This window comes from Nocardia sichangensis, from assembly GCF_047200615.1.
GTDB classification, from domain to species: domain Bacteria; phylum Actinomycetota; class Actinomycetes; order Mycobacteriales; family Mycobacteriaceae; genus Nocardia; species Nocardia sichangensis.
The window spans coordinates 79,493-102,151 of sequence record NZ_JBJZOK010000024.1; the positions used below are offsets into that span (position 1 = coordinate 79,493).

Below are 22,659 nucleotides of genomic sequence, written 5' to 3' on the forward strand. Positions count from 1 at the left end.
AGCCGGTAGCCTGCGATTCATCATGCTGACCCAACTGCTCCGCACGCATCTGTACCCCTACCGCACCCAGCTCGCGGGGGTCGTTGTGCTTCAGCTGATTTCCGTGATCGCGATGCTGTATCTGCCGAGCCTCAACGCGGACCTGATCGACAACGGCGTCACCAAAGGTGATCTCGGCTACATCTGGAGCACCGGCTTGTGGATGCTCGCGGTCACGGGCGTGCAGATCGTCGCGTCGGCCGCTTCGGTCTATCTCGGCGCGCAGGCGGCCATGGGCGCGGGCCGCGATCTGCGTGGCGCGCTGCTGCACCGCGTCGGCACCTTCTCCGCGCGCGAAGTGGGCATGTTCGGCGCGCCCTCGCTGATCACCCGCAATACCAACGACATTCAGCAGGTTCAGCTGCTCATCGTGATGTCGGCGACCATCCTGGTGATGGCGCCGATCATGTGCGTCGGCGGCATCATCATGGCGTTGCGCGAGGATCTCGGCCTGTCCTGGCTGCTGCTGATCGCGGTGCCCGCGCTCGGCCTGTCCATGGCCGTGCTGATCTCCAAGATGGTGCCCGGCTTCCGCGACATGCAGGCCAGGATCGATGAGGTGAACCGGGTACTGCGCGAGCAGATCACCGGCATTCGCGTGGTGCGGGCCTTCGTGCGGGAACGGCAGGAGACCTGGCGGTTCGGCCTGGCCAACACCGAACTCACCGACACCGCGCTGCGGGTCGGCCGGTTGATGGCGCTGATGTTCCCCACGGTCATGCTGATCAGCAACGTCACCGCGGTCGCGGTGATCTGGTTCGGCGGGCACGCGATCGACGCCGGGCACATGCAGATCGGTTCGCTCACCGCGATGCTGTCCTACATCATGCAGATCCTGATGGCCGTAATGATGGCCTCGTTCCTGGCCATGATGGCGCCGCGCGCCGCGGTGTCGGCCGACCGGATCGGTGAAGTGCTCGACACCGAGTCCTCGGTGCACCCGCCGCGCCTGCCGCAGCCGTTCACCGACGACCCGGCTGTCGTGGATTTCCGGTTCGCCGAGTTCGCCTTCCCCGGCGCGGAGAAGCCGGTGCTGAAAGCCATCCGATTCGAGGTGCGCCCCGGCACCACCACCGCGATCGTCGGGTCCACCGGCGCGGGCAAAACCACGCTGATCAACCTCATACCCCGGCTGATGGATGTCACCGACGGCGCGGTCTATATCGGCGGCACCGACGTGCGCCACATCGACCTGGAGGTGTTGCGCTCGCAGATCGGCCTGGTGCCGCAGAAGGCGTACCTCTTCTCCGGCACGGTCGCGAGCAACCTGCGCTACGGCAATCCGCACGCCACCGACGAGGAGCTGTGGCGCGCGCTGGAGATCGCGCAGGCCGCCGACTTCGTCCGCGAGATGCCGGAGGGTCTGCAGACCCCCGTCGCGCAGGGCGGCACCACCGTTTCCGGAGGCCAGCGTCAACGGTTGGCCATCGCCCGAGCGCTGGTGAAGAAGCCCCGGGTTTATCTGTTCGACGACTCGTTCTCCGCGCTGGACGTGGCGACCGACGCCAGGCTGCGGGAGGCGCTGAAGCCGGAGACCGCGGACGCCTCGGTTGTCATCGTCGCGCAGCGCATCGCGACCATCCGGGACGCGGATCAGATCGTGGTGCTCGAAGACGGCGCGATAGCGGGCATCGGCACGCACGAGCAGCTCCTGCGGGAGTGCTCGGAGTACCGGGAGATCGTCGAGTCGCAACTGAGTGCCGAGGAGGCGCGATGAGACCCGGAATGCCAACGCCCGGTGCGCCGGGAACCAAGGCGAAATCGTTCGTGCCCTCGCTGAAACGACTGTTGCGCAGGCTCGCGCCGGAGCGGTTACAGGTCGCGCTGATCATCGCGCTCGTCATCGTCTCGGTGGTGCTGAACACCGTCGGCCCCTACATCCTCGGCAAGGCGACCAACCTGGTCTTCGACGGCGTGGTCGGCAAACAGCTGCCGCCCGGCGTGTCCAAGGACCAGGCGATCGAAGCCCTGCGAGCCAAGGGCGACAACACTTTCGCCGACATGCTCAGCGCCATGGACGTGGTGCCAGGGGTGGGGGTCGACTTCGGCGCGGTCGGGCGGGTCCTCGCCTTGGTGCTGGCGCTGTACATCGGTGCGGCCGTCTTCGGGTGGTTGCAGGGGTACCTGCTCAACATCGTGATCAACCGGACCGTGAAGCGGCTGCGCAGCGAGGTCGAGGACAAGATCCATCGACTTCCGTTGCGCTACTTCGACTCCGCGCCGCGCGGTGACGTGCTCAGCCGGGTCACCAACGACGTCGACAACGTCTCGCAGAGCCTGCAACAGACCATGAGCCAGCTGCTCATCTCGGTGTTCTCGGTGCTCGGCATCCTGGTCATGATGTTCTGGATCTCCTGGCAGCTCGCGGTGATCGCCTTGCTCACCGTGCCCGCCGCCATCGTGGTCACCGCGCAGATCGCGAAACGGTCCAAGCCGCACTTCGTCGACCAGTGGAAGTACACCGGCCTGGTCAACGCCCAGGTCGAGGAGGCGTACACCGGGCACGAGGTGGTCACCGCGTTCGGCCGCAACCGCGAAGTCGGCAAGGCATTCGATGAGCGCAACGAACAGCTGTATCAGGCGAGCTTCAAAGCGCAATTCATCTCTGGCCTGATCATGCCCTCGATCATGTTCCTGGGGAACGTGAACTTCGTGCTGGTCGCGCTCGTCGGCGGGTTGAAGGTGGCCACGGGCAGCCTCTCGCTCGGCGAGGTGCAGGCGTTCATCCAGTACTCCCGCCAGTTCAGCCAGCCGCTGACCCAGCTCGGTGCGATGGCCAACCTGCTGCAGTCCGGCGTCGCCTCGGCCGAGCGGATCTTCGAGATCCTGGACGCCGAGGAGCAGAGCCCGGACCCGGTGATGGCCGACGCGCGCCCGGTCGACCGCGGCCGGGTGGAGTTCGAGGCCGTCTCGTTCCGGTACGAACCCGACAAGCCGGTGATCGAGCGGCTGTCGCTGGTGGCGGAGCCCGGGCACGTGGTCGCGATCGTCGGCCCCACCGGCGCGGGCAAGACCACGCTGGTGAACTTGCTCATGCGGTTCTACGAACTGGACGCGGGCACCATCACCATCGACGACGTCGACATCACCGAGATCAACCGCGACAACCTGCGCTCGCGCATCGGCATGGTGTTGCAGGACACCTGGCTGTTCAAGGGCACCATCCGGGAGAACATCGCCTACGGCAACCCGAACGCGAGCGAAGAGGAGATCCTCGCCGCGGCGCGCGCCGCCTATGTCGACCGTTTCGTGCACGCGCTGCCCGACGGCTACGACACGATCATCGACGAGGAGGGCTCCGGCGTCAGCGCCGGCGAGAAACAGCTGATCACCATCGCGCGCGCGTTCCTCGCCAAACCGTCCATCCTCATCCTGGACGAGGCGACCAGCTCGGTGGACACCCGCACCGAACTGCTCGTGCAGCACGCCACCGCCGCCCTGCGCCGCGACCGGACCAGTTTCGTCATCGCCCACCGCCTGTCCACCATCCGCGACGCCGACCTGATCGTCGTCATGGAAGCGGGCCGAATCGTGGAACACGGCTCGCACGAACGCTTGCTCGACGAGCGCGGGGCGTACTACCGCCTGTACAACGCCCAGTTCGCAGGCGCTGTGTAGTTTGGCCGCGCCTTCGGCGCGGCTGTGTTGGTTTTCCAGCGCCTGCGGCGCTGGGTGTTCGCGGCCCTCTTATGGCTCGCGTCCGAGCGACCACCGCTGGCGACTTCGTCGCGGACGCGGTGGCCGCTCGGACGCGAGCCGGGCCGCGAACGGCGGATGCTCGGTCTCGCTTCGCTCGAAAGACGTGGTTGCGGTGCGCTGCGCATTTATGCATCAAAGCTCGGGATCGACGCACGCGGCGCGTGGTAGTTGACTGTCGGTTGGCCTATCTGGGACCTATTACGGGCATGGTGTCCCCTGGGGAGAAGCCCGGCGGTAGTTATCCCGTGCAACTGACCGCCTGCGCACCGGCTCTCACGATCGCTTGTGGCCGAAACGGAGGCGTCGCGCCAGGCGGGCCATGAGCTGGGACATCCTCGACGGGAAGGAATCCGGTTCGGGGATGCGTACCGGGCGGACGCGGCCGTTGTGCAGCGCGGTGATCTTCCAGCCGTGGTCGGTGCGGACGGTCACCAGTGTCTGGCGGGACAGGCGGCGTTCGGGCAGCCGGGAGCGCCAGGGCATCAGGACCGATGCCGTGCCGTGCAGGATCGCCGCGTCGGGGGTGATGATGCGGATCGACTCGAGATCGCCGACCAGTGCCGAACCGGCCAGGACGCCGCGGAAGAGCTTGGCGTGGTTGGCCTGATGCTCGCTGCGGCCGATGGCTCGGGTGCCGTCGTAGGAGACGTAGTCGGAATCCTCGGTGAACAGCGCAGCGTAGGCGGCGGCGTCGTTATCGGTCCAGGCTTGCATGAGTTTGTCGAACAGGCCGCGCAGGGCTGGATCGTCGGCGCGGCGCTGGTCGAGTGTCGTGTTCATGGGAGCGTGCCTTTCGATGCTAAGATTCGGACATCGAAATGTACGATAGACGAAAGTTTCGAATGTCGAAAGATGAATTGATCGGTGCGATCGCGCAGGAGTTGCGGCTGCTGCAGCAGAGTTTCGACGCCTTCGACGAGGCCGCGGCGGTGCGCCTGGGATTGAATCGCACCGACCTGCGCTGCCTGGACATCGTGCTCGGCCGTGGGCCGCTGGCGGCGGGGGAGCTCAGCGTCGCGCTGCGACTGAGTCCCGCTGCCACCACCACCGTCGTCGACCGATTGGCGCGGGCCGGATTCGTCTCGCGCGCACAAGATCCCGGCAATCGGCGGCGGATACTGGTGGAAGGCACCGCGCGGGCCGAGGAGGTGGCGCGAGAGATCTTCGAGCCCGTCGGCATGGCGGGGGCCGACGCTCTCACTCGGTTCGACACCGACGAGCTGCACATCGCGCTCGACTTCCTGCGCACCGCACTGCGCGTGCACCAGGAGCAGACCGAGCGAGTGTCGCGTCTCGGTGAATCCGACTGACCGGGGCCGAGGGCCGGGGCGAGCGGTGGCCTGGTTCGGGCGGCGTCTGCCGAACTGCGAGGATAGCGGGGTGTCCGGTCCCGAATCCTTCTCCTTCACCGTCGGTACGCGCCTGGACGGGCGGCACGGCCGGTCCGGTGTGATCGCCACGCCGCACGGGCCGATCGCCACGCCCGCCTTCATCCCGGTGGGCACCAAGGCGACAGTCAAGGCGGTCCTGCCGGAGACCATGCGGGAACTCGGCGCCCAAGCGCTGCTGGCGAACGCCTACCACCTCTACTTGCAGCCGGGCGCCGACATCGTGGACGAGGCGGGCGGGCTCGGCGCGTTCATGAACTGGCCGGGGCCGACCTTCACCGACAGCGGCGGGTTCCAGGTGATGTCACTGGGCGTCGGGTTCAAGAAGGTGCTCGCGATGGAAGCGGTCGACGTACGCAGCGACGACGTGATCGCACCCGGCAAAGAGCGGCTGGCCACCGTGGACGACGACGGTGTCACGTTCCGCTCCCACCTCGACGGTTCGGTGCACCGCTTCACGCCCGAGGTGTCGATGAACATCCAGCACCAGCTCGGCGCCGACATCATGTTCGCGTTCGACGAACTCACCACGCTGCTGAACACCCGCGCCTATCAGGAACAATCGGTGCAGCGTACCCACGAGTGGGCGCAGCGCTGCATCGATGAGCACGAGCGGCTGACCGCCGCGCGCACGCACCGGCCGTATCAAGCGCTGTTCGCCGTCGTCCAAGGCGCGCAGTACGAGGACCTGCGCCGAAAGGCATGCCGCGGACTCGAGTCGATTCGCGGAAACGCGGGAACGGGATTCGACGGTTACGGCATCGGCGGCGCGCTGGAGAAGCACAATCTGGGCGCCATCGTCGGGTGGTGCTGTGACGAGTTGCCCGAGGACAAACCGCGCCACATGCTGGGCATCAGCGAGCCGGAGGACATCTTCACCGCCATCGAGAACGGCGCGGACACCTTCGACTGCGTGAACCCGTCCCGGGTCGCCCGCAACGCCGCGATCTACGTCGACACCGGCCGGTTCAACATCAACACCAGCCGCTTTCGTCGCGACTTCACCCCGATCGATGAGAACTGCGACTGCTACACCTGCGCCAACTACACGCGCGCCTACCTCCATCACCTGTTCAAGGCCAAGGAGATGCTCGCCGCCACGCTGTGCACGATTCACAACGAGCGGTTCACGATTCGCCTGGTCGACCGGATCCGCGAGAGCATCGAGGGCGGTTACTTCGATGAACACAAGGCGCAGACACTGGGCCGCTGGAGAAGTAAGAAGGGCGCGGGGCACGAAGTGGATCGGTAACTCCGCGAAGTCTTCGATCGTCTCTCGTGGCCCGCGCCCTCTCGGGTCTGCCGGGAATTTCGTCAGGTGTGCAGCGGATCCACTTCGGTCGGCGAGTAGCTCGGTTCGTGCTTCTTGAGCAACGCGATCACTCGGTAGGTGATCGGGAGCACGAACACCTCGCAGAGGGTCTTCCAGATGAAGCCGACGATCACATAGTTGATGAACTGCTGCCAGGTATCGATGCCGATGGCGCCCGCGGCGATCGAGCAGAAGATCAGCGTGTCGGCGAACTCGCCGACGATGGTCGATCCGATCAGCCTGGCCCACAGGTACTTTTCCTTCGTCCGCTCCTTGATCAGCACCAACGTCGCGGAATTCAGCAGCTGGCCGACGAAGTACCCGGCCAGGCCCGCGATGACGAGCCGAGGCGTCGTCCCGAGGACGGTGCGGAACGCCTCTTGGTTGTCGTAGAAGCTCGCGGCGGGCAGCCGGATCGCGACGGCGAAGCACACGACCGTCAGCAGCAGGGCAGCGAAGCCGTAGTAGATGGCCCGCCGGGTGGCGCGGAAGCCGTACACCTCGCTCAGCACGTCGCCGAGGATGTAGGCCAGCGGGAACAGGAAGAATGCGCCGTCGGTGGCGATCGGAAGGATTTGCAGCGGCCCCAGCGACACCGATCGGTCGCCGAAGAACTCCACCCCCTTGGTGGCGCAGATGTTGGAAATGATCAGGGTTGCCGTGAAAAGGGCCACGATCGGTGCGTAGTACCCCCGCGCTACCTGGGCAAATGCCGCGTGGTCCGCGGGGCGTCCAGGCCCGCCGTGCTCTTGTGTGGTTTTCGACTCACTCACCCGCATCATCCAACCAGGTTGTGGAATACGCTGTAGCAATGACGAATCCCGGGGACTCCGACGAGTGGTGGAAGCAGTACGGTGGCCAAGGCGTGTCGCCGGAGTCCGGTGGACAGAATTCGGTCCCGCAATACCCGAGCCCGGAGCAGCAGCCGTCGGGCTACCCGTCGGCGCCGCAGTACCCGGTGCAGCCGCCTTCGCAGCCGATGACGCCGCCTCCGCAGCCGCAGTACCCCTCCTACCAGCAGCCCGCGCAGCCGTATCCGCAGCCGCAATACGGCTACCAGACTCCGTACCAGCCCTACGGAGTCCCGGCGCAGGGCACCAACGGCATGGCGATCGGTGCGCTGATCTCGTCGCTGGTCGGGTTCGTCACCTGCGGGCTCGGCTCGATCGTCGGCATCATCCTCGGCGTGATCGCGTTGAACCAGATCAAGCAGAACGGCCAGGAGGGCCGCGGTATGGCGCTCGCGGGCATCTGGATCGGCGTCGGCGCCATCGTGCTCGCCATCCTGTGGTTCGTCGTCGTGATCATCGCGGGGACGACCAGCGCGTAGCGGCGCGGTTCGCCCGAAAGCAACAGGGGCGCACCCGATTGGGTGCGCCCCTGTTTGTTCGTGCCGCCGCGGCGGATCAGGCCTTCACGACCTGGGTGCCGCCGGCGAACTTGTCGTGCCAGCCCTGCTTGTTCGGGTCCTGCGAGATGGTGACCATGATGTAGATCGCCATAATCAGCGAGATGAGGCCGCCGACGCACGGGATGATGTTGGCCGCGACGAAGATGTTGCGCTTCAACGACGTAGCCGGGTCGATCTTCGCGGCGCCGCCCGGAGCGAGCACCTTCAGACCGAGGATCTTCTTACCGAGCGTGGTGCCCTGCGAGGTCTCCATGCCGACGAAGTAGCCGAGCTGGACCAAAGTCCACACCACGCTGAGACCGATGGTCAGGCCCAGCGAGTTGTTGACCAGGGTGTACAGGATGATGTAGGGGATGTAGAGGATGAGCGCGTCGATGACACGCGCGCCGATACGAGTGCCGAGGTCACCCGGCTGACCGCCGTAGCTGTTGAAACCGGGCTGCTGCGGGTACTGGCCGAGCGGCTCCTGCCCGTACTGGGGCTGCTGTCCGTATTGCGGCTGCTGTTGGCCGTACTGCGGCTGCTGTCCGTATTGCGGCTGCTGTTGGCCGTACTGGGGCTGTTGCCCGTATTGCGGCTGCTGTTGGCCGTACTGGGGCTGTTGCCCGTATTGCGGCTGCTGCTGGCCGTACTGGTCGCCCCCCTGGGGGTACGGCTGGCCGTACGGCTGCCCGCCCTGCGGATACTGGTTGGGGTCGTACCCACCGCTTGTCATAGTTGTTTGTCCTCGTCGATTGATCAGTAGTTGGACGATGCGTACGTTACGGACATGGGCTGCTTCGCAACAACCCGTCCACGTCGAATACCGACGGTTCACGGGGTAGCCGCCGGGTGTCGAAACGCTCGAGTAGCTCGGACGACGATGTCGCGGTGAAGCCGAGCGAAGCGGCCAGTGCCGAGACTACTTCCTCCGGCGTGTTGCCGAGCGCCAATCGTTCGCGGAGTGTCACCGCCCCATCCCGTTTCGCCAGCCGCCGCCCCTCCGAATTGAGCACCAGCGGCACGTGGGCATAGTGCGGTACAGGCAGATCGAGCAGCGTCGCGAGGTATGCCTGTCGCGGGGTCGATGGCAGCAGGTCGTCGCCGCGAACCACTTGGTCGACGCCCTGCGCCGCGTCGTCCACCACGACGGCGAGGTTGTAGGCGGGGATGCCGTCACCGCGCCGTAGCACCACGTCGTCGACCGGGCCCCGGTAGCGACCGTGCAACTCGTCGTACACCTCGAACTCGGTGGCCGTGGCGCGCAGCCGGAGTGCGGCCGTGCGGCCCTGCGCGCGCAACCGCTCGCGCTCCAAAGGAATCAGGGTGCGGCAGGTTCCGGGATAGGCGCCCATCGGTCCGTGCGGCGCCGTCGCTGCTTTCTGTATCTCCCTTCGCGTGCAGAAGCATTCGTAGGTGAGCCCGGCGGCGGTGAGACGTTCGATGGTCGCCTCGTACTGCGGCAACCGATCGGACTGTCGTACCACGGGCCCGTCCCAATCCACGCCGATCGCGGCGAGATCGTCGAGCTGCCGCTGCTCCGCACCGGGCCGCACTCGATCCAGGTCATCGATCCGGAGCAGGAAGCGGCGGCCGGTGGAACGAGCGAATGCCCAGGCAAGCAGTGCGGTGCGGAGATTGCCGAGATGCAGGTCCCCGGACGGGCTCGGCGCATACCGGCCCGCACCCGGCTCAGGCACGGGCTCGTCTGATGGACGATGAGAAGCGCACCCCGGCCATGGTAGAAGCGAGGCGATCAGCCGCGCAGACGCGGCCGCAGGTCGGCGTCCGCCGGTTCGCCGCCCGCTTCCAGCGTCGCGAGCAGAGCTTCGGCGTGGGCGATCAATCCGGGTAGGTCGATATCGTAGGGCGCCTGCCCGCTCTCCGGTCGGTATGCCGTCATCCGCGACACTGCGCGGGCGAGCAGTGTACGCGCCCCTTTGGGATTTCCGCGCTGTATGTGCGTCAGACCGACAGCGAACTGCGCGAGCGCCTGCCACAGCATCCGCTCGGCGAACGATCCGTTCTTCCATGCGGCCTCTAAAACCTCGTGTGCATTGAATGCGAGTCCCTCGTCCAGCAGTTGCTGGGCGAAGGTCAAGGTTTGCTGGGGCGGAAGATCGAGATCATCCGGAATTCGGGCAACTCCGGTACTGCCGGGAGGCAGCGGACGCCCGAGGCGGTCGCGCGGACGGGCATTACGGGCGCGACCTGCGTCGTCTCGATCGCGTTCGACCATAGGTTCCATCATGCACGGCCGCTGTGCCGCCGTCGACGCTGCCCTCGGCCGGAGGGGAATTGTCGGCCGATAACAGAGCAATCACATCCGTTAAAAACATTGTGGTACGCCAGTGTTTGGAATGAATACCTAGGGTCGGCAATGTTCCCGCAACCCTGCTGCTTCGCAAACGTGTGTGGTTGCGATGATTGAATAGGCAAGAGCCGGGCAAACTTTCGAAGGACCTGCTAGTGTTACCGCGCGGGGACGGGCCCCGCGCGAGGTTAATTTCCTCTCGAACTCGATGTGCGATATCGACGCACCGGGAAAGTGGGCTCCGGCAAAAGGTGCACCACGGGATTCGGCTTTCCAGTCGGATACCGCTGCTAGCTGGAACGATGTCAGGAGAAATCTCGCTCTCGACGCAGCAAAGGAGCTAGTACCGTGGAGGTTGGTTGGACGGGCGCTGTATGGCGCAAGAGCACATACAGCGGTCCGGATGGCGCGTGTGTGGAAGTAGCTTTTCTCGTCGACGGCCGTGTCGCGGTTCGTGACACCAAAGCCAGTGGACGTGGTCCGGTCTTGGCGTTTGCGCCGGGTGAGTGGGATGCATTCCTAGTGGGGGTCTCGACGGGAGCATTCCGGTGCGGCTGAACTGCTCCGGAATCGCCTGAACAAGGCAAAGCGGGCCCCGGGTCGTATCGGACTCGGGGCCTTCGCGGTTTTCCGGGCGGGTCGGGTGCCGAATGTTCAGTGGGCGGAACCGTTTCCGTCGCCGTTCGCCCGTTCCTGAACCTTGCGCAGCACCGCGAGTTGCTTGCGTTCCTCTTCGTGCTCGATCTCGAAGTGCTTCGCGCTCTCGTCCCGCGGATCCGCGCGCAGGAAGCTGCCGGTGCCCGGCTTGCCCGCCGCGCCCAGCTTGCTCATCTTCTTCGGCACGGGCGCGCCCTGGTACTCCAGCGGAACCGGGTGGCCATGCTTGTCCACCGGGCCGAGCGGCTGGTGGACCTCTATGTACTCGCCGTGCGGCAGGCGCACGAGCACGCCGGTCTCCACCCCGTGGTCGAGCACGGCCCGGTCGCTGCGCTGCAGGCCGATGCAGATGCGGTAGGCCAGGAAATAGGCGATCGGGGGCGCGAGCAGCAGGCCGATGCGTCCGGCCCAGGTCGTCGCGTTGAGCGAGATGTGGAACTTGTACGCGATGATGTCGTTGACGCACGACAGCGTGAGCACCGTGTAGAACGCGATGGCCATCGCGCCGATGGCCGTGCGAACGGGCACGTCGCGGGGACGTTGCAGCAGGTTGTGGTGCGCGCCGATGTCGCCGGTGAGCCGCTTCTCGATCCAGGGATAGGCGATGAGGACGACGAAGACCAGCCCCATGATCACGGCGACCCAGAAGACGGCGGGCACGGTGTAACGGCCCAGGTACAGCTCCCACGGCGGCATCAATCGCGCCATGCCGTCGGTCCACATCATGTAGAAGTCCGGCTGCGAACCCGCCGACACCTGCGACGGGTTGTACGGACCCAGGTTCCAGATCGGATTGATCTGGAAGATGCCGCCGAGCAGGCCCACGATGCCGAGGGTGAAGGCGAAGTACGCGCCTTGGTCGGCGGCGAACACCGGCACGATCCGGGCGCCGACCACGTTGTTCTCCGTGCGACCTGGGCCGGGGAACTGGGTGTGCTTCTGGTACCACACCAGCGCCACGTGCGCGGCGATCAACGCCAGGATGATGCCGGGGAACAGCAGCACGTGCGCGACGTAGAGCCGCGGAATGATGATGTCGCCGGGGAAGTCGCCGCCGAACATCAGCCAGTGCAGCCAGGTGCCGATGATCGGGATCGAGATCGTGATACCGGAGAACGCGGCCCGCAGGCCGGTGCCCGAGAGCAGGTCGTCGGGCAGCGAGTAACCGAAGAAGCCCTCGAACATCGCCAGGATCAGCAGCAGTGAACCGAGCACCCAGTTCGCCTCACGCGGCTTGCGGAACGCGCCGGTGAAGAAGATACGGAACAGGTGCACGATGATCGAGGTCGCGAACAGCAGCGCCGCCCAGTGGTGGACCTGCCGCACGAACAGGCCGCCACGAACCTCGAAGGACAGATTCAGCGCCGTCTCGTACGCCCGGGACATGGTCACGCCGCGCATCGGCTGGTAGGAGCCGTTGTAGACGACCTCCGTCATGGACGGGTCGAAGAACAGTGTCAGGTAGACGCCCGACAGCAGCAGGATGATGAAGCTGTAGAGCGCGATCTCGCCGAGCAGGAACGACCAATGCGTGGGGAACACCTTGTTGATCGACCGCTTGACGAACGCGGCGGCCTTATATCGCTCGTCCGCCTCATCGGCTTGGTTGGCGATTCTGCGAGCTAGATCTATAGCCATGGCCGACACCCCGCCTGGGTGAGTGGTATCCGTTCCTACTACAGACGGTAGCAGAGCTGCGTGGCGGAATCGATGGGATTTTCCGGACGGAATTGTGGAACAAGATCATTCACATTGCTCCGGCCCGCCGGAGGCGATCCGGCCCGAGTCGATATCGTTTTACCTGTGAGCGCGATGGCACCGCAGGACGCGACGATGTATTGGTTGTCCGAACGTACGCGCAACGACCTTTTTCTGTTGTATTGCTTCGCCGATCGTGGACTGCCCACGGTTGAACTGCGCGCCGCCGTCGCCGAACGGAGCGCGCGGATCGACGACCTTGGGGTCCGGCTGCGCGAACTGCCCGCGGACATCGATTACCCGATGTGGACCCGATGCGAATTCGGCGCCGAGCAATTCGTGGAACACGAACTGCCGGAGCGCAGTTGGTCGTGCTTGCTGGAGGTCCTCGGCGATCTGCTCGGCACCGGAGTCGATGCCGCCGTGCACCCGTGGCGGCTGCACGTGTTCCGTGCCATCGCCGACGCGCCGGGGCTGGGCGGCGAGCCCGCGCTGGTGGCGGTGCTCCAGATGTCCCATGCCCTGGCCGATGGGCGGCGGTCCTCAGCGATCGCGCGTGCGCTGTTCTCGGAGACTCCCGCGGTCGAAGACGGAAGCCGGATGGCGTCGGCGGCGCCCGAAGCGGCGGGTTCGGCGGCGGACGCCAGGACCGCGCCCGGATCGCGGCTGGAGACCCTCGCGCGGCGGCCGGAGGTCACGGCACGGGCGCGAACGATCGGTGAGGCGGTGTCGGCGGCCGGGGTGCTGGTCGACTCGGCGGTGGGTGTGCTGCGCACGCCGGTCCGGGTGGCGGCGACCGCGGTCCGCGGCTACCAGGCATTTCGGGCGCAGCGGCGGCTCGCGGAACTGACCGAATCGGGTGAAGTGCCGCCACCCGCAGCCGGTTTCCCGCCGAGTGTGCTGAATCGGTCTTCACCGCAAGGCATCTCGCGGCACGAAGCTCGAATGCTCGTGTTCCCCTCCGCCGACCTGCGGGTGCCCGGCCGCACCGTCACGGTGGTCGTCTTGACCGCGGTGTCGCTGGCGCTCGCCCGCCACCTGGCCGAGCTGGGCGAGCCGGTGGAGCGGCTCGGTGCGCAGGTGCCGATGGCGCTTCCCGAAGCCGGCCGCGCACGCAACAACTATCGCGGTCTCGGCGTCGACCTGTTCATCGACGAGCCCGATCTGCGCCTGCGCGCCGACAAGATCGCCGCGGCGCTCGCCGACCGGCGCGTCCGCGCACAGCACCCGCTGCTGTCCGCGCAGGGCCGGGTCACCGCGGCCATGCCGGCCCCGCTGCTGCGCCGCGACGTGGATCGCTACCCCCTCGACGCCGTGCCCGACTCGATCGCGGGCCACACCGTCGTCTCGAGTGTCGACCGTGGTCCAGCCGATCTTTCGTTCGGTGGCGGCGCGGTACTGTTCACGGCCGGGTTCCCGGCCCTCGGTTCCGTCATGCATCTCACCCACGGCGTGCACGGACTCGGCGACACCGTCACCATCTCGCTGCACGCCGACCCGGCGGTGCTGCCCGACCTCGACGCCTACGCCGCCCACCTGCGTGCCGCGCTGCTCGAAGCGCACCTCACGCGGGTCGACTCCGCTCCGGCGTCGCCATCGGTGTGACGAGCCCGCCGGTCAAGAACGGGCGAGGGCCGGCTGCGGCGCGGCCTGGTGCACTTCGGCGGAGATCTTGATATCCAGTTCGAGCCGGGTTGCGTTGATGACCGAGCGCTCCTCCTCGACGGTGTTCTCGATCGCCCGCGACCACAGCGCCTGGATCTCGGTGATCTCTTCGGCGGTGGCCTCGCCGTCGAATTCGATCCGGCGGCGCTGCAAACTGATGTTGAGCGCCGCGGTGAGCGTGCGCATCAGGTCCTCGCAGCGATTGGGGATCTTGCGATGCGACACGACGCGCAGGTTGCTGATGTAGGCTCGCGAGCCGGTGATGATCTGCCGGATCTCCGTATCGACCTCATCGAGCTCGTCGGCCTCCCAGAGTTCGCAATGCAGCAACTGCTGGCGGACGTCGCTCGAGATGGACAGCACGGACGAGACCGCGGTCAGCACCGATTCCCGCCGCCACTTGTCGTGCTCGCGCCGCTCGGCCGCCGCGTTGGTCGACTCCACATTGCGCTGCGCCGCGTCCAAGGTGACCCGGTTCCGCTCGTCCGCGGCGGTGAGCGCCGCACGGTTCGTGCGGTTGTTGACCAGCACGCCGACCAATGCCGCAATGGCAACGATGAGAGAACCGAAGAGCGGGAGCCACTGAGTCACGGAGAAGATCATTCCACCGGAATGGGCAGTCGCACAGCCCAGATCGGACGAACGGGGCGTCAGCTTCGTGCAGCGCCGTTCGGCCACACGACATCGACCGGCAAACCACGTTCACGCGCGAGTTCGACCACCGTCCCGGTGCCTGCCCGCTGCCCGGCATCGCCATCCCACACCGCGACCAGTCGATCGACCGACCCGACTACGGCATCGTTGGCCGCCTCGTACGCTGCGCGGCCCGCGTCATCGAAATCCATCACACGCACGGTGGTCGCGCGTTTCACGAGCTCATCGAACAGTTCGGCGTGATCCGGTTTCACCTTCCGCTCGCGGTAATTCCGGGACGGCAACACCACCTCCAGCCGGCCGCCCGCATCGAGGACCGCCCGTGCGAACACCGAATCAGACCCGCGCGCAATACAACTCACGCCGACCAGATCGCTCGGATCATGCTTATCGAGCAGCGCGCACACCGCGTCGTACACCAACGGTGCCGTGGCCTCGGTGATGTTCATGTGCCCGGTGACGCCGATCCGCACCATGCAGATGTGCTCCTATGCTGTCGCGGCAACCAGTGGCCGCATCCGCTCCCGCAGTTCGACACCGCGTCCACGGTCACGTAATGGCCGGTGCGGTTGTACACCCTCGCCGACTTCTTGGCGAGATGATATGATGCCGCCCGCTCCACGACACTAGGTTCGGTGTGACCGACATGGCGCGCATCTTTGAACCTGATGAGCCGGGCGGTCTATGCCCACCTGGTCCGGAGCCGTGTAGAAGCTCGGCACCGGGACCTGCCATGTCGAGTGCTGCGGTGAATTTGCATCAAAGGACCAAGTCCGATCGTGCGACCGTCGCTTAGGCTGGCGTGATGGCGATCCCGAGTGTGTGGTCTATGGCAACGACCACCCCGACCGAGGAAGCAGCCCAAGAGATCGCTCGCGCGGTGGTGAGCGAGCGGTTGGCGGCCGGGGCATCGATCACGGGTCCGATCAAGTCGGTGTTCTGGCATCTCGGCGAACTCGGTGACGGACAAGAGTGGCGCGTCGAGCTCCGCACATCTGACGCTACGCGAGACAAACTCGCGGAACGGATCAAGGAACTGCATCCATGGGACAACCCCGAGTTGGTGGGCCAGCCCATCGAGTGGTGTCCAGAGGAATACGTGAGCTGGGTGGCCCGCGCTACAAACGCGTCGGAGTAGAAACCCTCGCTGCCCTTGCGCGTGCCCACAGCTGGGCGCCGCCAGGTAGCCCGGCGACACGTTGCGCTACCTGCTGTACGCGAGCCAGCGGCCGGACTGACGCTACCTTTTCGGCAGAAGCGAGGGCGTTCTCGGTGAGCGCGAGCGCCTTCTCCAAGTTACCCGCGTCGAGGTGAGCATCGGCCAGCCAAGTCATGTACAGGGCTTTGTCCCTGAACCAGTGATCCGGATATGAATCGAGCGCGCGGTTGAGCGGTGCGGTCGCCTTGTCGGGATCGCGCAGAACCGACCATACGCGGCCCGTCATGATGTCCAACTCGTCCCAGTTCATCCACACGAACCACTTCGCCGCCGGACGGCAGGTGGTGTCGTCGAGCGCGCGTGCAGCGATATCCAAAGCGCGAGCAGCTCTGTCGCGCTCACCAATCGTTGCCAGCGACCAGGCTCGACGTGATTCGAGCAGGGCCCGAGCCTGTGCGGGAGCATCGAGCCCGATGGTTGAACAAGCAGCGTCTGCTGCTACCACCGCTTCGCGATCTTGTGTGGCATAGGCGATTTGAATGAGCGCGTTCGCCGCGAGTTCAGGGTTGGCGGCCTCGTTTGCGGCGCGATGGCTGTACCGATACAGGCGTATTGCGTGCTCGGAGAACCCGGCGTCGAAAGCGGCCCAACCGGCTTGCTGGGCTTGTTCGCCCGCGAGTTCGGTCAGCGCTATGCGTATCGCGGTGCTGTAACTGCCGTGGCGCAACACCTGTTCAGTCCATGTCAATTCGGAGAAGTACAGGTGGAAGGTGTCACCGCCTCCGACGACGTTGTCGAGATCTTGCAGGCGAGCGAACCGGTCACGCATCTCATTCAGGTTCGCCGCGCCCACCCGCCCCGGTGAGCCAGCGCCGACAAGCGGAATCGATACTCCCGCCGCTGCCAGAAAATCCCTGCGTCTCGTGGCTTCATCCTTCTCGGCGTCGCGCTGGGTCCGCTTCGGGTACAGCCCTATCTCGGCTTCCGAAGCTGCTCCCAACAGTGCCACAAGTGCCCGTCTCGTCGCAGCTCGAGGCCATCGAATCTCGCCGCGCTCGAGTCTGCCGATTGCCTGGCTATCAACCGCCGACCGACGGCCTGTGGCTCGCTCTACTTCGGCGCACACCAATTCCGCCAACTCGCTGTGTGTCCAGCCGCGAGCCAGCCTGAGAGATCTGAACAGCTCGTTCGTCTTCGCCCCCTACGGCCGAAACCGCTTGTTTGCCTCCAGTTTTGCGCTGTTCGTTGGCCTTCGGAGCGAGAACGCTGAAACAGCACGCCGGTATCGGAGGCAGACGCTTCGTCAGGTCTGGATACGCACCCGACCGAGCGGTGGTCGTCCAGCCTGCCTGGTGGGTCGACCTTTGCACCGGTGTACCCGTAATCGTCTGTCACGGAGGCTGTCATGCGTATCTCGCGAGACACGCGGGACCTATGGGACGCGAACTACCGCGACTGCGGTACCGAGCCCGCCGATCTCGATCTGGACCGCGCTCGATTCATTCTCGCCGCTCACTCCGGCCACTGCGGCTGGTGCCTGCAATACCTCGCGGCGATGGCTTTCTCGTTTGGATCGCAGGGGTAGCGCGATTATGGACTTCGGCCGCAAATCCCGGCCCGGACTGCCGGACTGGCATGAGGTCAGCGCGGCGATCCGCTACGTCACCGGCGATAAGCCGGGCGATCACCTGGTCACTCGGTGGACGCGTGCGCTCGCGCAGCTGCATCGCACCCGTCGCGTCAGCCCTGAACGCGTCGACGAGATAGACCGGCGTCGAGTCGAACTCGTGGCGTTGATCAACCAGTGGGTCGCCACGCACCTTGCACCGCCCCGTGCCGATGCCGATGCGGTTGGGCCTGTGGCTGACGCGCTCGTCGCCGCATACGTCGACGCCGAGTCGCTGCTGATGGCGCGGGACGAGGTTACCGGGGAGATCTTGCATTCGGCGTGGTCTCAGGTGGGTTACCTCGCCACCCAGTGGGCTGATCTCGTCGCCGCAGTGGTGGACGGACAGCCATGCCCGCCGGGCCGGTGCTGATCGTCGCCGCCATGGCCGCCGCCGTCATCGCCTGCATATTCGTCGCCGCCTGGCTGCTGATCGGCGCACCGGCGACCGGGCTGCGGTTCACCGAGATCGACGAACGCCTCTGCCACGAACCGCCGCCCCGGCCGTTGACGGTCGAGCAGGCGCGCCAGCAGTGGGCCCGGCACTTGGGCTGCCGCCTCACCCACTGCGCCCGGAAGCGGGAGATCCAGCGGACTTTGCGGGCGGCCGGAGTCGCCCCACCTCTCGACATCACATCAATGGCACCGACCCGGCGAAGCGGTCGGCACGCCCACCCAAGGAGGAAACCATGAAGGTACGAATCGGCCGCGCTCTGCTCGCGGGATGCTCCGCAGTGGCAATGCTCGCCGCAGTCGCCGCTCCGGCCGGAGCCACCGCGGCCGTCGAGCCCGTGGCGGCCAAGCCCACCGGGGCAGCATGCACCTTCGAGTTCAACAAGATCCCGTACGTGCTGCACAAGGCCGTCGTGGTCGGCGGAACAGTGACCTGCGATCCCGCCCCGCTCGAGTTCCGCCTCACGTTGCAACTGTGGCATCGGTCGGGCACCAGCAACCCGAAGCCGAAGGGGGAGCCGGACATCGTCACGCAGATTCCCAACCCCAGCGTCCACATCGCAGCGATGGCGCTGGACTGCCTGCCCGGCATGTGGCAGGGCAAGATCGTCATGCGCGCCACCTGGGACACCGGGACGAGCGAGAGCCGCAAGGAAACCGTGCCCGCCATCCTCCAGTGCTAAGTTCACTCCGATGAAGCTGCTCGTTATCACTAGCGGCCCTCCGACATGGTCCACTCGCTGGTTTCTGTTGCGCCGCCACATGCACGCCTGGTTCCGGCGTGAATCCCGCGAGCCCGGCTATACCGGTGAGGGCCAGTGGCATCCTCACCGCGAATACAGCGGTTGGGTCATCCGTCCGGCCATTGGGTGGCGTCGGTTCCGCTGGATAACCCCGCCCCTGCACTACACGCGCACCATCCCCGCCGACGACATGTACGCCCTCGGCACGTGGATGTTGGAGAAGCTGGAGAAGTAGGCCGGCACACCGGATACAGCGATTCGGCCCGCGCCCGAATCAATGGAGGTGGGGGCGCGTTATTCGTCGGACAGGCTGACCGACGCAGGTCACGGAGTCGGCATCTGCCCGCCGGGTCACCCTCCAGCGGCGCTACGACCGAGCCGACATCTCTTCGATGCGTTCGGCCGCCGATGAGAAAAGACCTGGTCAGAACGGCGTAAAACCGTCCTGACCAGGCCCTTCTTAAGCGGAGGATAGGGGATTTGAACCCCTGAGGGCGTTAACCCAACCCGCGTTCCAGGCGAGCGCCATAGGCCACTAGGCGAATCCTCCGTGGAGCAGCATACCGGTAGCCCCCGGCCGGTCGCCAAATAGGTGGGGTGACGTGGGGGAAGTGCCTGGTCGATCGGGGGTGGTGGACCCGGAAGATGGGTTTGCGGGCCGGAGGCGCTACACTGGCCGACGGATCCCGCGCGGCGCGCATCCTGTGAATCCCCCCAGGGCCGGAAGGCAGCAAGGGTCAACGGGCTCTGCCGGGTGCGCGGGGTCCCCTTTCATTGGCCTCGTGCGGTGCCCGGCCGGTGCGGGCGCGGTTCGGTTTCGCCTCTGCATCCCGCCCTCGGATAACGCCTCCAATTCCGGCCGCTGCACGGGTAACGTGAACACCGTCCGCGGGTGCACGTGCGTCTGCGCGGACAACTGTTCGGTCGCCGCCGCACATCGGTCCGGCCAAACCCATCGTCCCCTCGCTGCTTGAAAGGCTGCCCAGGATGCCCCGGCAAACGCAGATCGGTTTGATGAGCCATGAGGAGCTCGTGCTCGAGCACGACACCCAGACCGCGAACTACGCGACGCTCAAGACCGAGAAGCTCACGCTGGACCTGACCCGGGGGAAACCTTCGCCGGAGCAACTCGACCTGTCCGCCGAACTGCTGCGCCTGCCCGGCGACGGCGATTTCCGTGACGGCACCGGCACCGACTGCCGCAACTACGGTGGCCTGCAAGGTCTCCCGGAACTGCGCGCGATCTTCGGCGAGCTGCTCGGCATCCCGGTGGACAACCTGCTCGCGGGCAACAACGCCAGCCTCGAGCTGATGCACGACGTGATCACTTACGCGATGCTGTACGGCACGAATGATTCCGAGCGCCGCTGGGCCGCCGAGGACACGCTGAAGTTCCTGTGCCCCGCCCCCGGTTATGACCGGCACTTCGCGATCACCGAGGCGCTCGGCTTCGAGATGATCCCGATCCCGATGCGCCACGACGGCCCGGACACCCACGCCATCGCCGAGCTGCTGGCGAGCGATCCGCAGATCAAGGGTCTGTGGGCGGTGCCGAACTACTCCAACCCGACCGGCGTCGTCTTCTCCGAAGAGGTTGTCCGCGAACTCGTTTCGATGCCCGCCGCAGCGCCCGACTTCCGGTTGTTCTGGGACAACGCGTATGCGGTGCACCCGCTCACCGACACCGCGGCCCCGGTGATCGACGTGCTCGGGCTGGCCGCCGCCGCCGGAAATCCGAACCGCCCGTTGGTGTTCGCTTCCACCTCGAAGATCACCTTCGCTGGCGCGGGCGTTAGCTTCATCGGCGGTTCCACCGCGAACCTGGACTGGTATCTGAGCCACGCCTCGAAGAAGAGCATCGGCCCGGACAAGATCAACCAGCTGCGCCACCTGCGTTTCTTCCGCGATGCCGACGGCGTGCGCGCGCACATGCAGAAGCATCGCGCCATCCTGGAGCCGAAGTTCGCCTTGGTGCTGAAGATCCTCGAGGACCGCCTCGGCGCCTCCAAGGTGGCCTCCTGGACCGAGCCCAAGGGCGGCTACTTCATCAGCCTCGACGTGCTCGAGGGCACCGCGGCGCGGGTGATCGCCCTCGCCAAGGAGGCGGGCATCGCGCTCACCGCGGCCGGTTCGGCCTTCCCGTACCGGAACGATCCGGAGGACAAGAACATCCGGATCGCGCCGAGCTTCCCGAAGCTGCCCGAGCTGGAGAAGGCGATGGACGGGCTGGCCACGTGCGTGCTGCTGGCGGCCACCGAGAGGCTGCTCGGCAAGTAGGAGCAGACCCCGACGATTGATCGCCCGGCATGGATTTCGTGCCGGGCGTTCCCGTCTGTATCGAACGCCGGAGGCGCGGCCGAAACGAAGGAGACAGTGTTCCGATCGAGGCGGGACGGCTGGCTGCGCTGCCGAAGAGCCCGCTTCGAGCCGTGCTGCGACGCGCGCACAGCTGGCAGCACTGACGGAAACCGCGCCGCGAACGGGACCCTGACCGAGGCCCGACGCTTACCCGGTCTCCAGCAGTTCCTTCAGCCGCGCCAGGTCCGCGCGATTCGCCCGCCGGATCGCTGCTTCCAGCACGGGCGCGGCCAGCCTTCGCAGACCCCTCGGCTCGCCCCGGTTGCGCAGCGTCATGCGGGTACCGCCTTCGGACGTATCGGCCCAGGTGTAGGTGGTCTCCATCGGAAACGGACCTGTCACGGCACGCATCACCAGCCGCAGGCCGGGCGCGTAGTCGGCCACCTCGTAGGTATAGGTGAGCCTGCCGCCGAGAAAGTGGGCGACGAACGTCATCCGCGAGCCCACGCGCAGCGGCGGCTCCGTTTCCCACGTGACGCTGTGGATGCGCGAGTACCAGGCCGGAGCGTGCCCCGGATCGGCCGAATACGCGGCGACCAGTTCGCGCGATCGGTTGATCACGACGTCGGTCAGCACGTCGACGGCCATCGGCCGGGTCAGCGCGGTTTGTGCGCGAGGACGGCGAACATCGTCACCGAGAGATGGATGTCGCCATTGGCGGCGCCCGCGTCGAGGTCGGCGAGCAGTTGATCGCGTTCCGTTTCGGTGATCGCGCCGCGCGCGACCGCCATCGCCGAGATCCTGGTGATCAGCGAGCCCGCGCCCACGCTGCGGTCCTGCACCAGGGCCTCCGAGCCGATGTCGTCGACCACCAGGCCCGCCTTGGTGAGCAGGCCGGGCAGGCGACGGCCCGACAGCGGATTGGTGGTCGCCGACACGAGTGTGTCGATCACCTCGCGGACAACCCGCCGGTCACCGGGGTGCACGATCGCCGTGCCCCAATCGCTGTCCACCACGACCACGCGTCCGCCGGGACGCAGCACGCGGGCGATCTCGTTGGCCGCGCGGGCGGGGGCGGTGAGGTGCTGGAAGACGCGCTCGCACAGAACGGCGTCGAAGCAGTCCGCGCCGAACGGCACGCCGTAGGCGTCCCCGGAGTGGAATTTCGCCGTCGAGCCGGCCTGGGCGGCACGACGCTCGGCGGAGGCGAGCAGCTGCGGGTCCGGCTCGACGCCGACCGCGTTGCCGTTCGGGCCGACCGCTTCGGCGAAGGTGATGACCTCCGACCCGGTGCCGGAGCCGATGTCCACGGCGTGTTCGCCGGGCCGCAGCGCGAGCGCTTCGTGCGCCCAGGTGCGCAAGCGGCGGATACCGGGCAGCGCGGCCTGTAGGTCGCGCACGTCGACGAGCTGGTCGTGGCCTGCCCGGTCGAACCGATCGGGGCGCAATGCGTAGGTGTTCATGGGCCCGTGTCCATCCCTGGCCGTTGCCGTCGTCTTGGTCGGTGTCGCCGTCGTCTGAGGC

The 22,659-nt window shown here is 66.5% G+C and carries 24 protein-coding genes, 1 tRNA gene and 1 other RNA gene; 14 read left to right on the forward strand and 12 right to left on the reverse strand.

Annotated elements, in window-relative coordinates:
• Positions 1 to 22: 22 nt before the first annotated feature.
• Together ACL03I_RS28375 and ACL03I_RS28380 are read left to right on the forward strand one after the other, a co-directional pair.
• A complete protein-coding gene (locus ACL03I_RS28375) occupies positions 23 to 1,756 on the forward strand; it encodes an ABC transporter ATP-binding protein (RefSeq protein WP_356963385.1) in 1,734 nt (577 codons plus the stop codon).
• Positions 1,753 to 3,657, forward strand: a complete 1,905-nt coding sequence (locus ACL03I_RS28380; RefSeq protein ID WP_412807382.1) for an ABC transporter ATP-binding protein — start codon at positions 1,753 to 1,755, stop codon at positions 3,655 to 3,657. Before ACL03I_RS28375 ends, ACL03I_RS28380 begins: the two co-directional genes overlap by 4 nt.
• Before the next feature lie 354 nt (positions 3,658 to 4,011).
• Here ACL03I_RS28380 and ACL03I_RS28385 read toward each other — a convergent pair whose 3' ends face one another.
• A complete protein-coding gene (locus ACL03I_RS28385; RefSeq protein WP_412807383.1) occupies positions 4,012 to 4,518 on the reverse strand; it encodes an SgcJ/EcaC family oxidoreductase in 507 nt (168 codons plus the stop codon).
• 62 nt (positions 4,519 to 4,580) lie between these two features.
• Between ACL03I_RS28385 and ACL03I_RS28390 the strand changes: the two genes are divergently transcribed.
• Entirely contained in the window at positions 4,581 to 5,048 is a 468-nt protein-coding gene (locus tag ACL03I_RS28390; protein ID WP_356963387.1) for a MarR family winged helix-turn-helix transcriptional regulator, read from the forward strand.
• 70 nt (positions 5,049 to 5,118) lie between these two features.
• On the forward strand, positions 5,119 to 6,378 hold the full coding sequence (gene tgt / locus ACL03I_RS28395; RefSeq protein ID WP_397079209.1) for a tRNA guanosine(34) transglycosylase Tgt: 1,260 nt from the start codon (positions 5,119 to 5,121) through the stop codon (positions 6,376 to 6,378).
• A 62-nt stretch (positions 6,379 to 6,440) separates the two neighbouring features.
• Here tgt and ACL03I_RS28400 read toward each other — a convergent pair whose 3' ends face one another.
• Complete coding sequence (locus ACL03I_RS28400) at positions 6,441 to 7,220, reverse strand: queuosine precursor transporter (RefSeq protein ID WP_412807384.1); 780 nt, start codon at positions 7,218 to 7,220, stop codon at positions 6,441 to 6,443.
• Positions 7,221 to 7,249: 29 nt separating this feature from the next.
• Between ACL03I_RS28400 and ACL03I_RS28405 the strand changes: the two genes are divergently transcribed.
• Positions 7,250 to 7,768 (forward strand): DUF4190 domain-containing protein, encoded by a 519-nt coding sequence (locus tag ACL03I_RS28405; protein WP_356963390.1) that lies wholly within the window; start codon positions 7,250 to 7,252, stop codon positions 7,766 to 7,768.
• Between the two features lie 76 nt (positions 7,769 to 7,844).
• Here the strand turns inward: ACL03I_RS28405 and ACL03I_RS28410 are convergent, their stop codons facing one another.
• The 3 genes from ACL03I_RS28410 to ACL03I_RS28420 are packed head-to-tail and all read right to left on the reverse strand — an operon-like array spanning position 7,845 to position 10,067.
• The gene (locus ACL03I_RS28410; protein WP_412807385.1) at positions 7,845 to 8,564 is read right to left on the reverse strand and encodes an RDD family protein; all 720 of its coding nucleotides are present in this window, start codon (positions 8,562 to 8,564) and stop codon (positions 7,845 to 7,847) included.
• Between the two features lie 46 nt (positions 8,565 to 8,610).
• Positions 8,611 to 9,528, reverse strand: coding sequence for a tRNA glutamyl-Q(34) synthetase GluQRS (gene gluQRS / locus ACL03I_RS28415; protein ID WP_412807386.1), 918 nt, complete (start codon positions 9,526 to 9,528; stop codon positions 8,611 to 8,613).
• 56 nt (positions 9,529 to 9,584) lie between these two features.
• Complete coding sequence (locus tag ACL03I_RS28420; RefSeq protein WP_356963394.1) at positions 9,585 to 10,067, reverse strand: DUF309 domain-containing protein; 483 nt, start codon at positions 10,065 to 10,067, stop codon at positions 9,585 to 9,587.
• A gap of 423 nt (positions 10,068 to 10,490) precedes the next feature.
• Here ACL03I_RS28420 and ACL03I_RS28425 point away from each other — a divergent pair, with 423 nt between their 5' ends.
• Entirely contained in the window at positions 10,491 to 10,700 is a 210-nt protein-coding gene (locus ACL03I_RS28425; RefSeq protein ID WP_356963395.1) for a DUF397 domain-containing protein, read from the forward strand.
• A gap of 96 nt (positions 10,701 to 10,796) precedes the next feature.
• On the opposite strand, the gene qcrB is transcribed toward ACL03I_RS28425, so the two are convergent.
• On the reverse strand, positions 10,797 to 12,437 hold the full coding sequence (gene qcrB / locus ACL03I_RS28430; RefSeq protein ID WP_356963396.1) for a cytochrome bc1 complex cytochrome b subunit: 1,641 nt from the start codon (positions 12,435 to 12,437) through the stop codon (positions 10,797 to 10,799).
• A gap of 174 nt (positions 12,438 to 12,611) precedes the next feature.
• Between qcrB and ACL03I_RS28435 the strand changes: the two genes are divergently transcribed.
• Complete coding sequence (locus ACL03I_RS28435; protein ID WP_412807406.1) at positions 12,612 to 14,102, forward strand: wax ester/triacylglycerol synthase domain-containing protein; 1,491 nt, start codon at positions 12,612 to 12,614, stop codon at positions 14,100 to 14,102.
• 12 nt (positions 14,103 to 14,114) lie between these two features.
• Here ACL03I_RS28435 and ACL03I_RS28440 read toward each other — a convergent pair whose 3' ends face one another.
• Positions 14,115 to 14,840, reverse strand: coding sequence for a hypothetical protein (locus ACL03I_RS28440; protein WP_412807387.1), 726 nt, complete (start codon positions 14,838 to 14,840; stop codon positions 14,115 to 14,117).
• The gene (locus tag ACL03I_RS28445; RefSeq protein ID WP_412807388.1) at positions 14,813 to 15,235 is read right to left on the reverse strand and encodes a type 2 periplasmic-binding domain-containing protein; all 423 of its coding nucleotides are present in this window, start codon (positions 15,233 to 15,235) and stop codon (positions 14,813 to 14,815) included. Before ACL03I_RS28445 ends, ACL03I_RS28440 begins: the two co-directional genes overlap by 28 nt.
• A 410-nt stretch (positions 15,236 to 15,645) precedes the next feature.
• Here ACL03I_RS28445 and cutA point away from each other — a divergent pair, with 410 nt between their 5' ends.
• Complete coding sequence (cutA, locus tag ACL03I_RS28450) at positions 15,646 to 15,954, forward strand: divalent-cation tolerance protein CutA (RefSeq protein WP_412807389.1); 309 nt, start codon at positions 15,646 to 15,648, stop codon at positions 15,952 to 15,954.
• Here the strand turns inward: cutA and ACL03I_RS28455 are convergent.
• A complete protein-coding gene (locus tag ACL03I_RS28455; protein WP_412807390.1) occupies positions 15,935 to 16,984 on the reverse strand; it encodes a tetratricopeptide repeat protein in 1,050 nt (349 codons plus the stop codon). The genes cutA and ACL03I_RS28455 overlap by 20 nt on opposite strands.
• Before the next feature lie 583 nt (positions 16,985 to 17,567).
• Here ACL03I_RS28455 and ACL03I_RS28460 point away from each other — a divergent pair.
• Genes ACL03I_RS28460 through ACL03I_RS28475 form a run of 4 tightly spaced genes read left to right on the forward strand, consistent with a single transcriptional unit; the run spans position 17,568 to position 19,072 of the window.
• Complete coding sequence (locus ACL03I_RS28460) at positions 17,568 to 18,014, forward strand: hypothetical protein (protein ID WP_412807391.1); 447 nt, start codon at positions 17,568 to 17,570, stop codon at positions 18,012 to 18,014.
• Entirely contained in the window at positions 17,993 to 18,334 is a 342-nt protein-coding gene (locus tag ACL03I_RS28465) for a hypothetical protein (RefSeq protein ID WP_412807392.1), read from the forward strand. Before ACL03I_RS28460 ends, ACL03I_RS28465 begins: the two co-directional genes overlap by 22 nt.
• Complete coding sequence (locus ACL03I_RS28470; RefSeq protein ID WP_412807393.1) at positions 18,331 to 18,777, forward strand: hypothetical protein; 447 nt, start codon at positions 18,331 to 18,333, stop codon at positions 18,775 to 18,777. The genes ACL03I_RS28465 and ACL03I_RS28470 overlap by 4 nt, the downstream gene beginning before the upstream one ends.
• A 10-nt stretch (positions 18,778 to 18,787) precedes the next feature.
• On the forward strand, positions 18,788 to 19,072 hold the full coding sequence (locus tag ACL03I_RS28475) for a hypothetical protein (RefSeq protein WP_412807394.1): 285 nt from the start codon (positions 18,788 to 18,790) through the stop codon (positions 19,070 to 19,072).
• Positions 19,073 to 19,302: 230 nt separating this feature from the next.
• Here the strand turns inward: ACL03I_RS28475 and ACL03I_RS28480 are convergent.
• Positions 19,303 to 19,387 (reverse strand) — tRNA-Ser (locus tag ACL03I_RS28480).
• 128 nt (positions 19,388 to 19,515) lie between these two features.
• Here ACL03I_RS28480 and ffs point away from each other — a divergent pair.
• An RNA gene (gene ffs, locus ACL03I_RS28485) (signal recognition particle sRNA small type) lies at positions 19,516 to 19,610 on the forward strand.
• A gap of 214 nt (positions 19,611 to 19,824) precedes the next feature.
• A complete protein-coding gene (locus tag ACL03I_RS28490) occupies positions 19,825 to 21,114 on the forward strand; it encodes an aminotransferase class I/II-fold pyridoxal phosphate-dependent enzyme (RefSeq protein WP_412807395.1) in 1,290 nt (429 codons plus the stop codon).
• Positions 21,115 to 21,342: 228 nt separating this feature from the next.
• On the opposite strand, the gene ACL03I_RS28495 is transcribed toward ACL03I_RS28490, so the two are convergent.
• Entirely contained in the window at positions 21,343 to 21,783 is a 441-nt protein-coding gene (locus ACL03I_RS28495; RefSeq protein ID WP_397079191.1) for an SRPBCC family protein, read from the reverse strand.
• Between the two features lie 8 nt (positions 21,784 to 21,791).
• Positions 21,792 to 22,598, reverse strand: a complete 807-nt coding sequence (locus tag ACL03I_RS28500) for a methyltransferase domain-containing protein (protein WP_412807407.1) — start codon at positions 22,596 to 22,598, stop codon at positions 21,792 to 21,794.
• Positions 22,599 to 22,659: the final 61 nt, after the last annotated feature.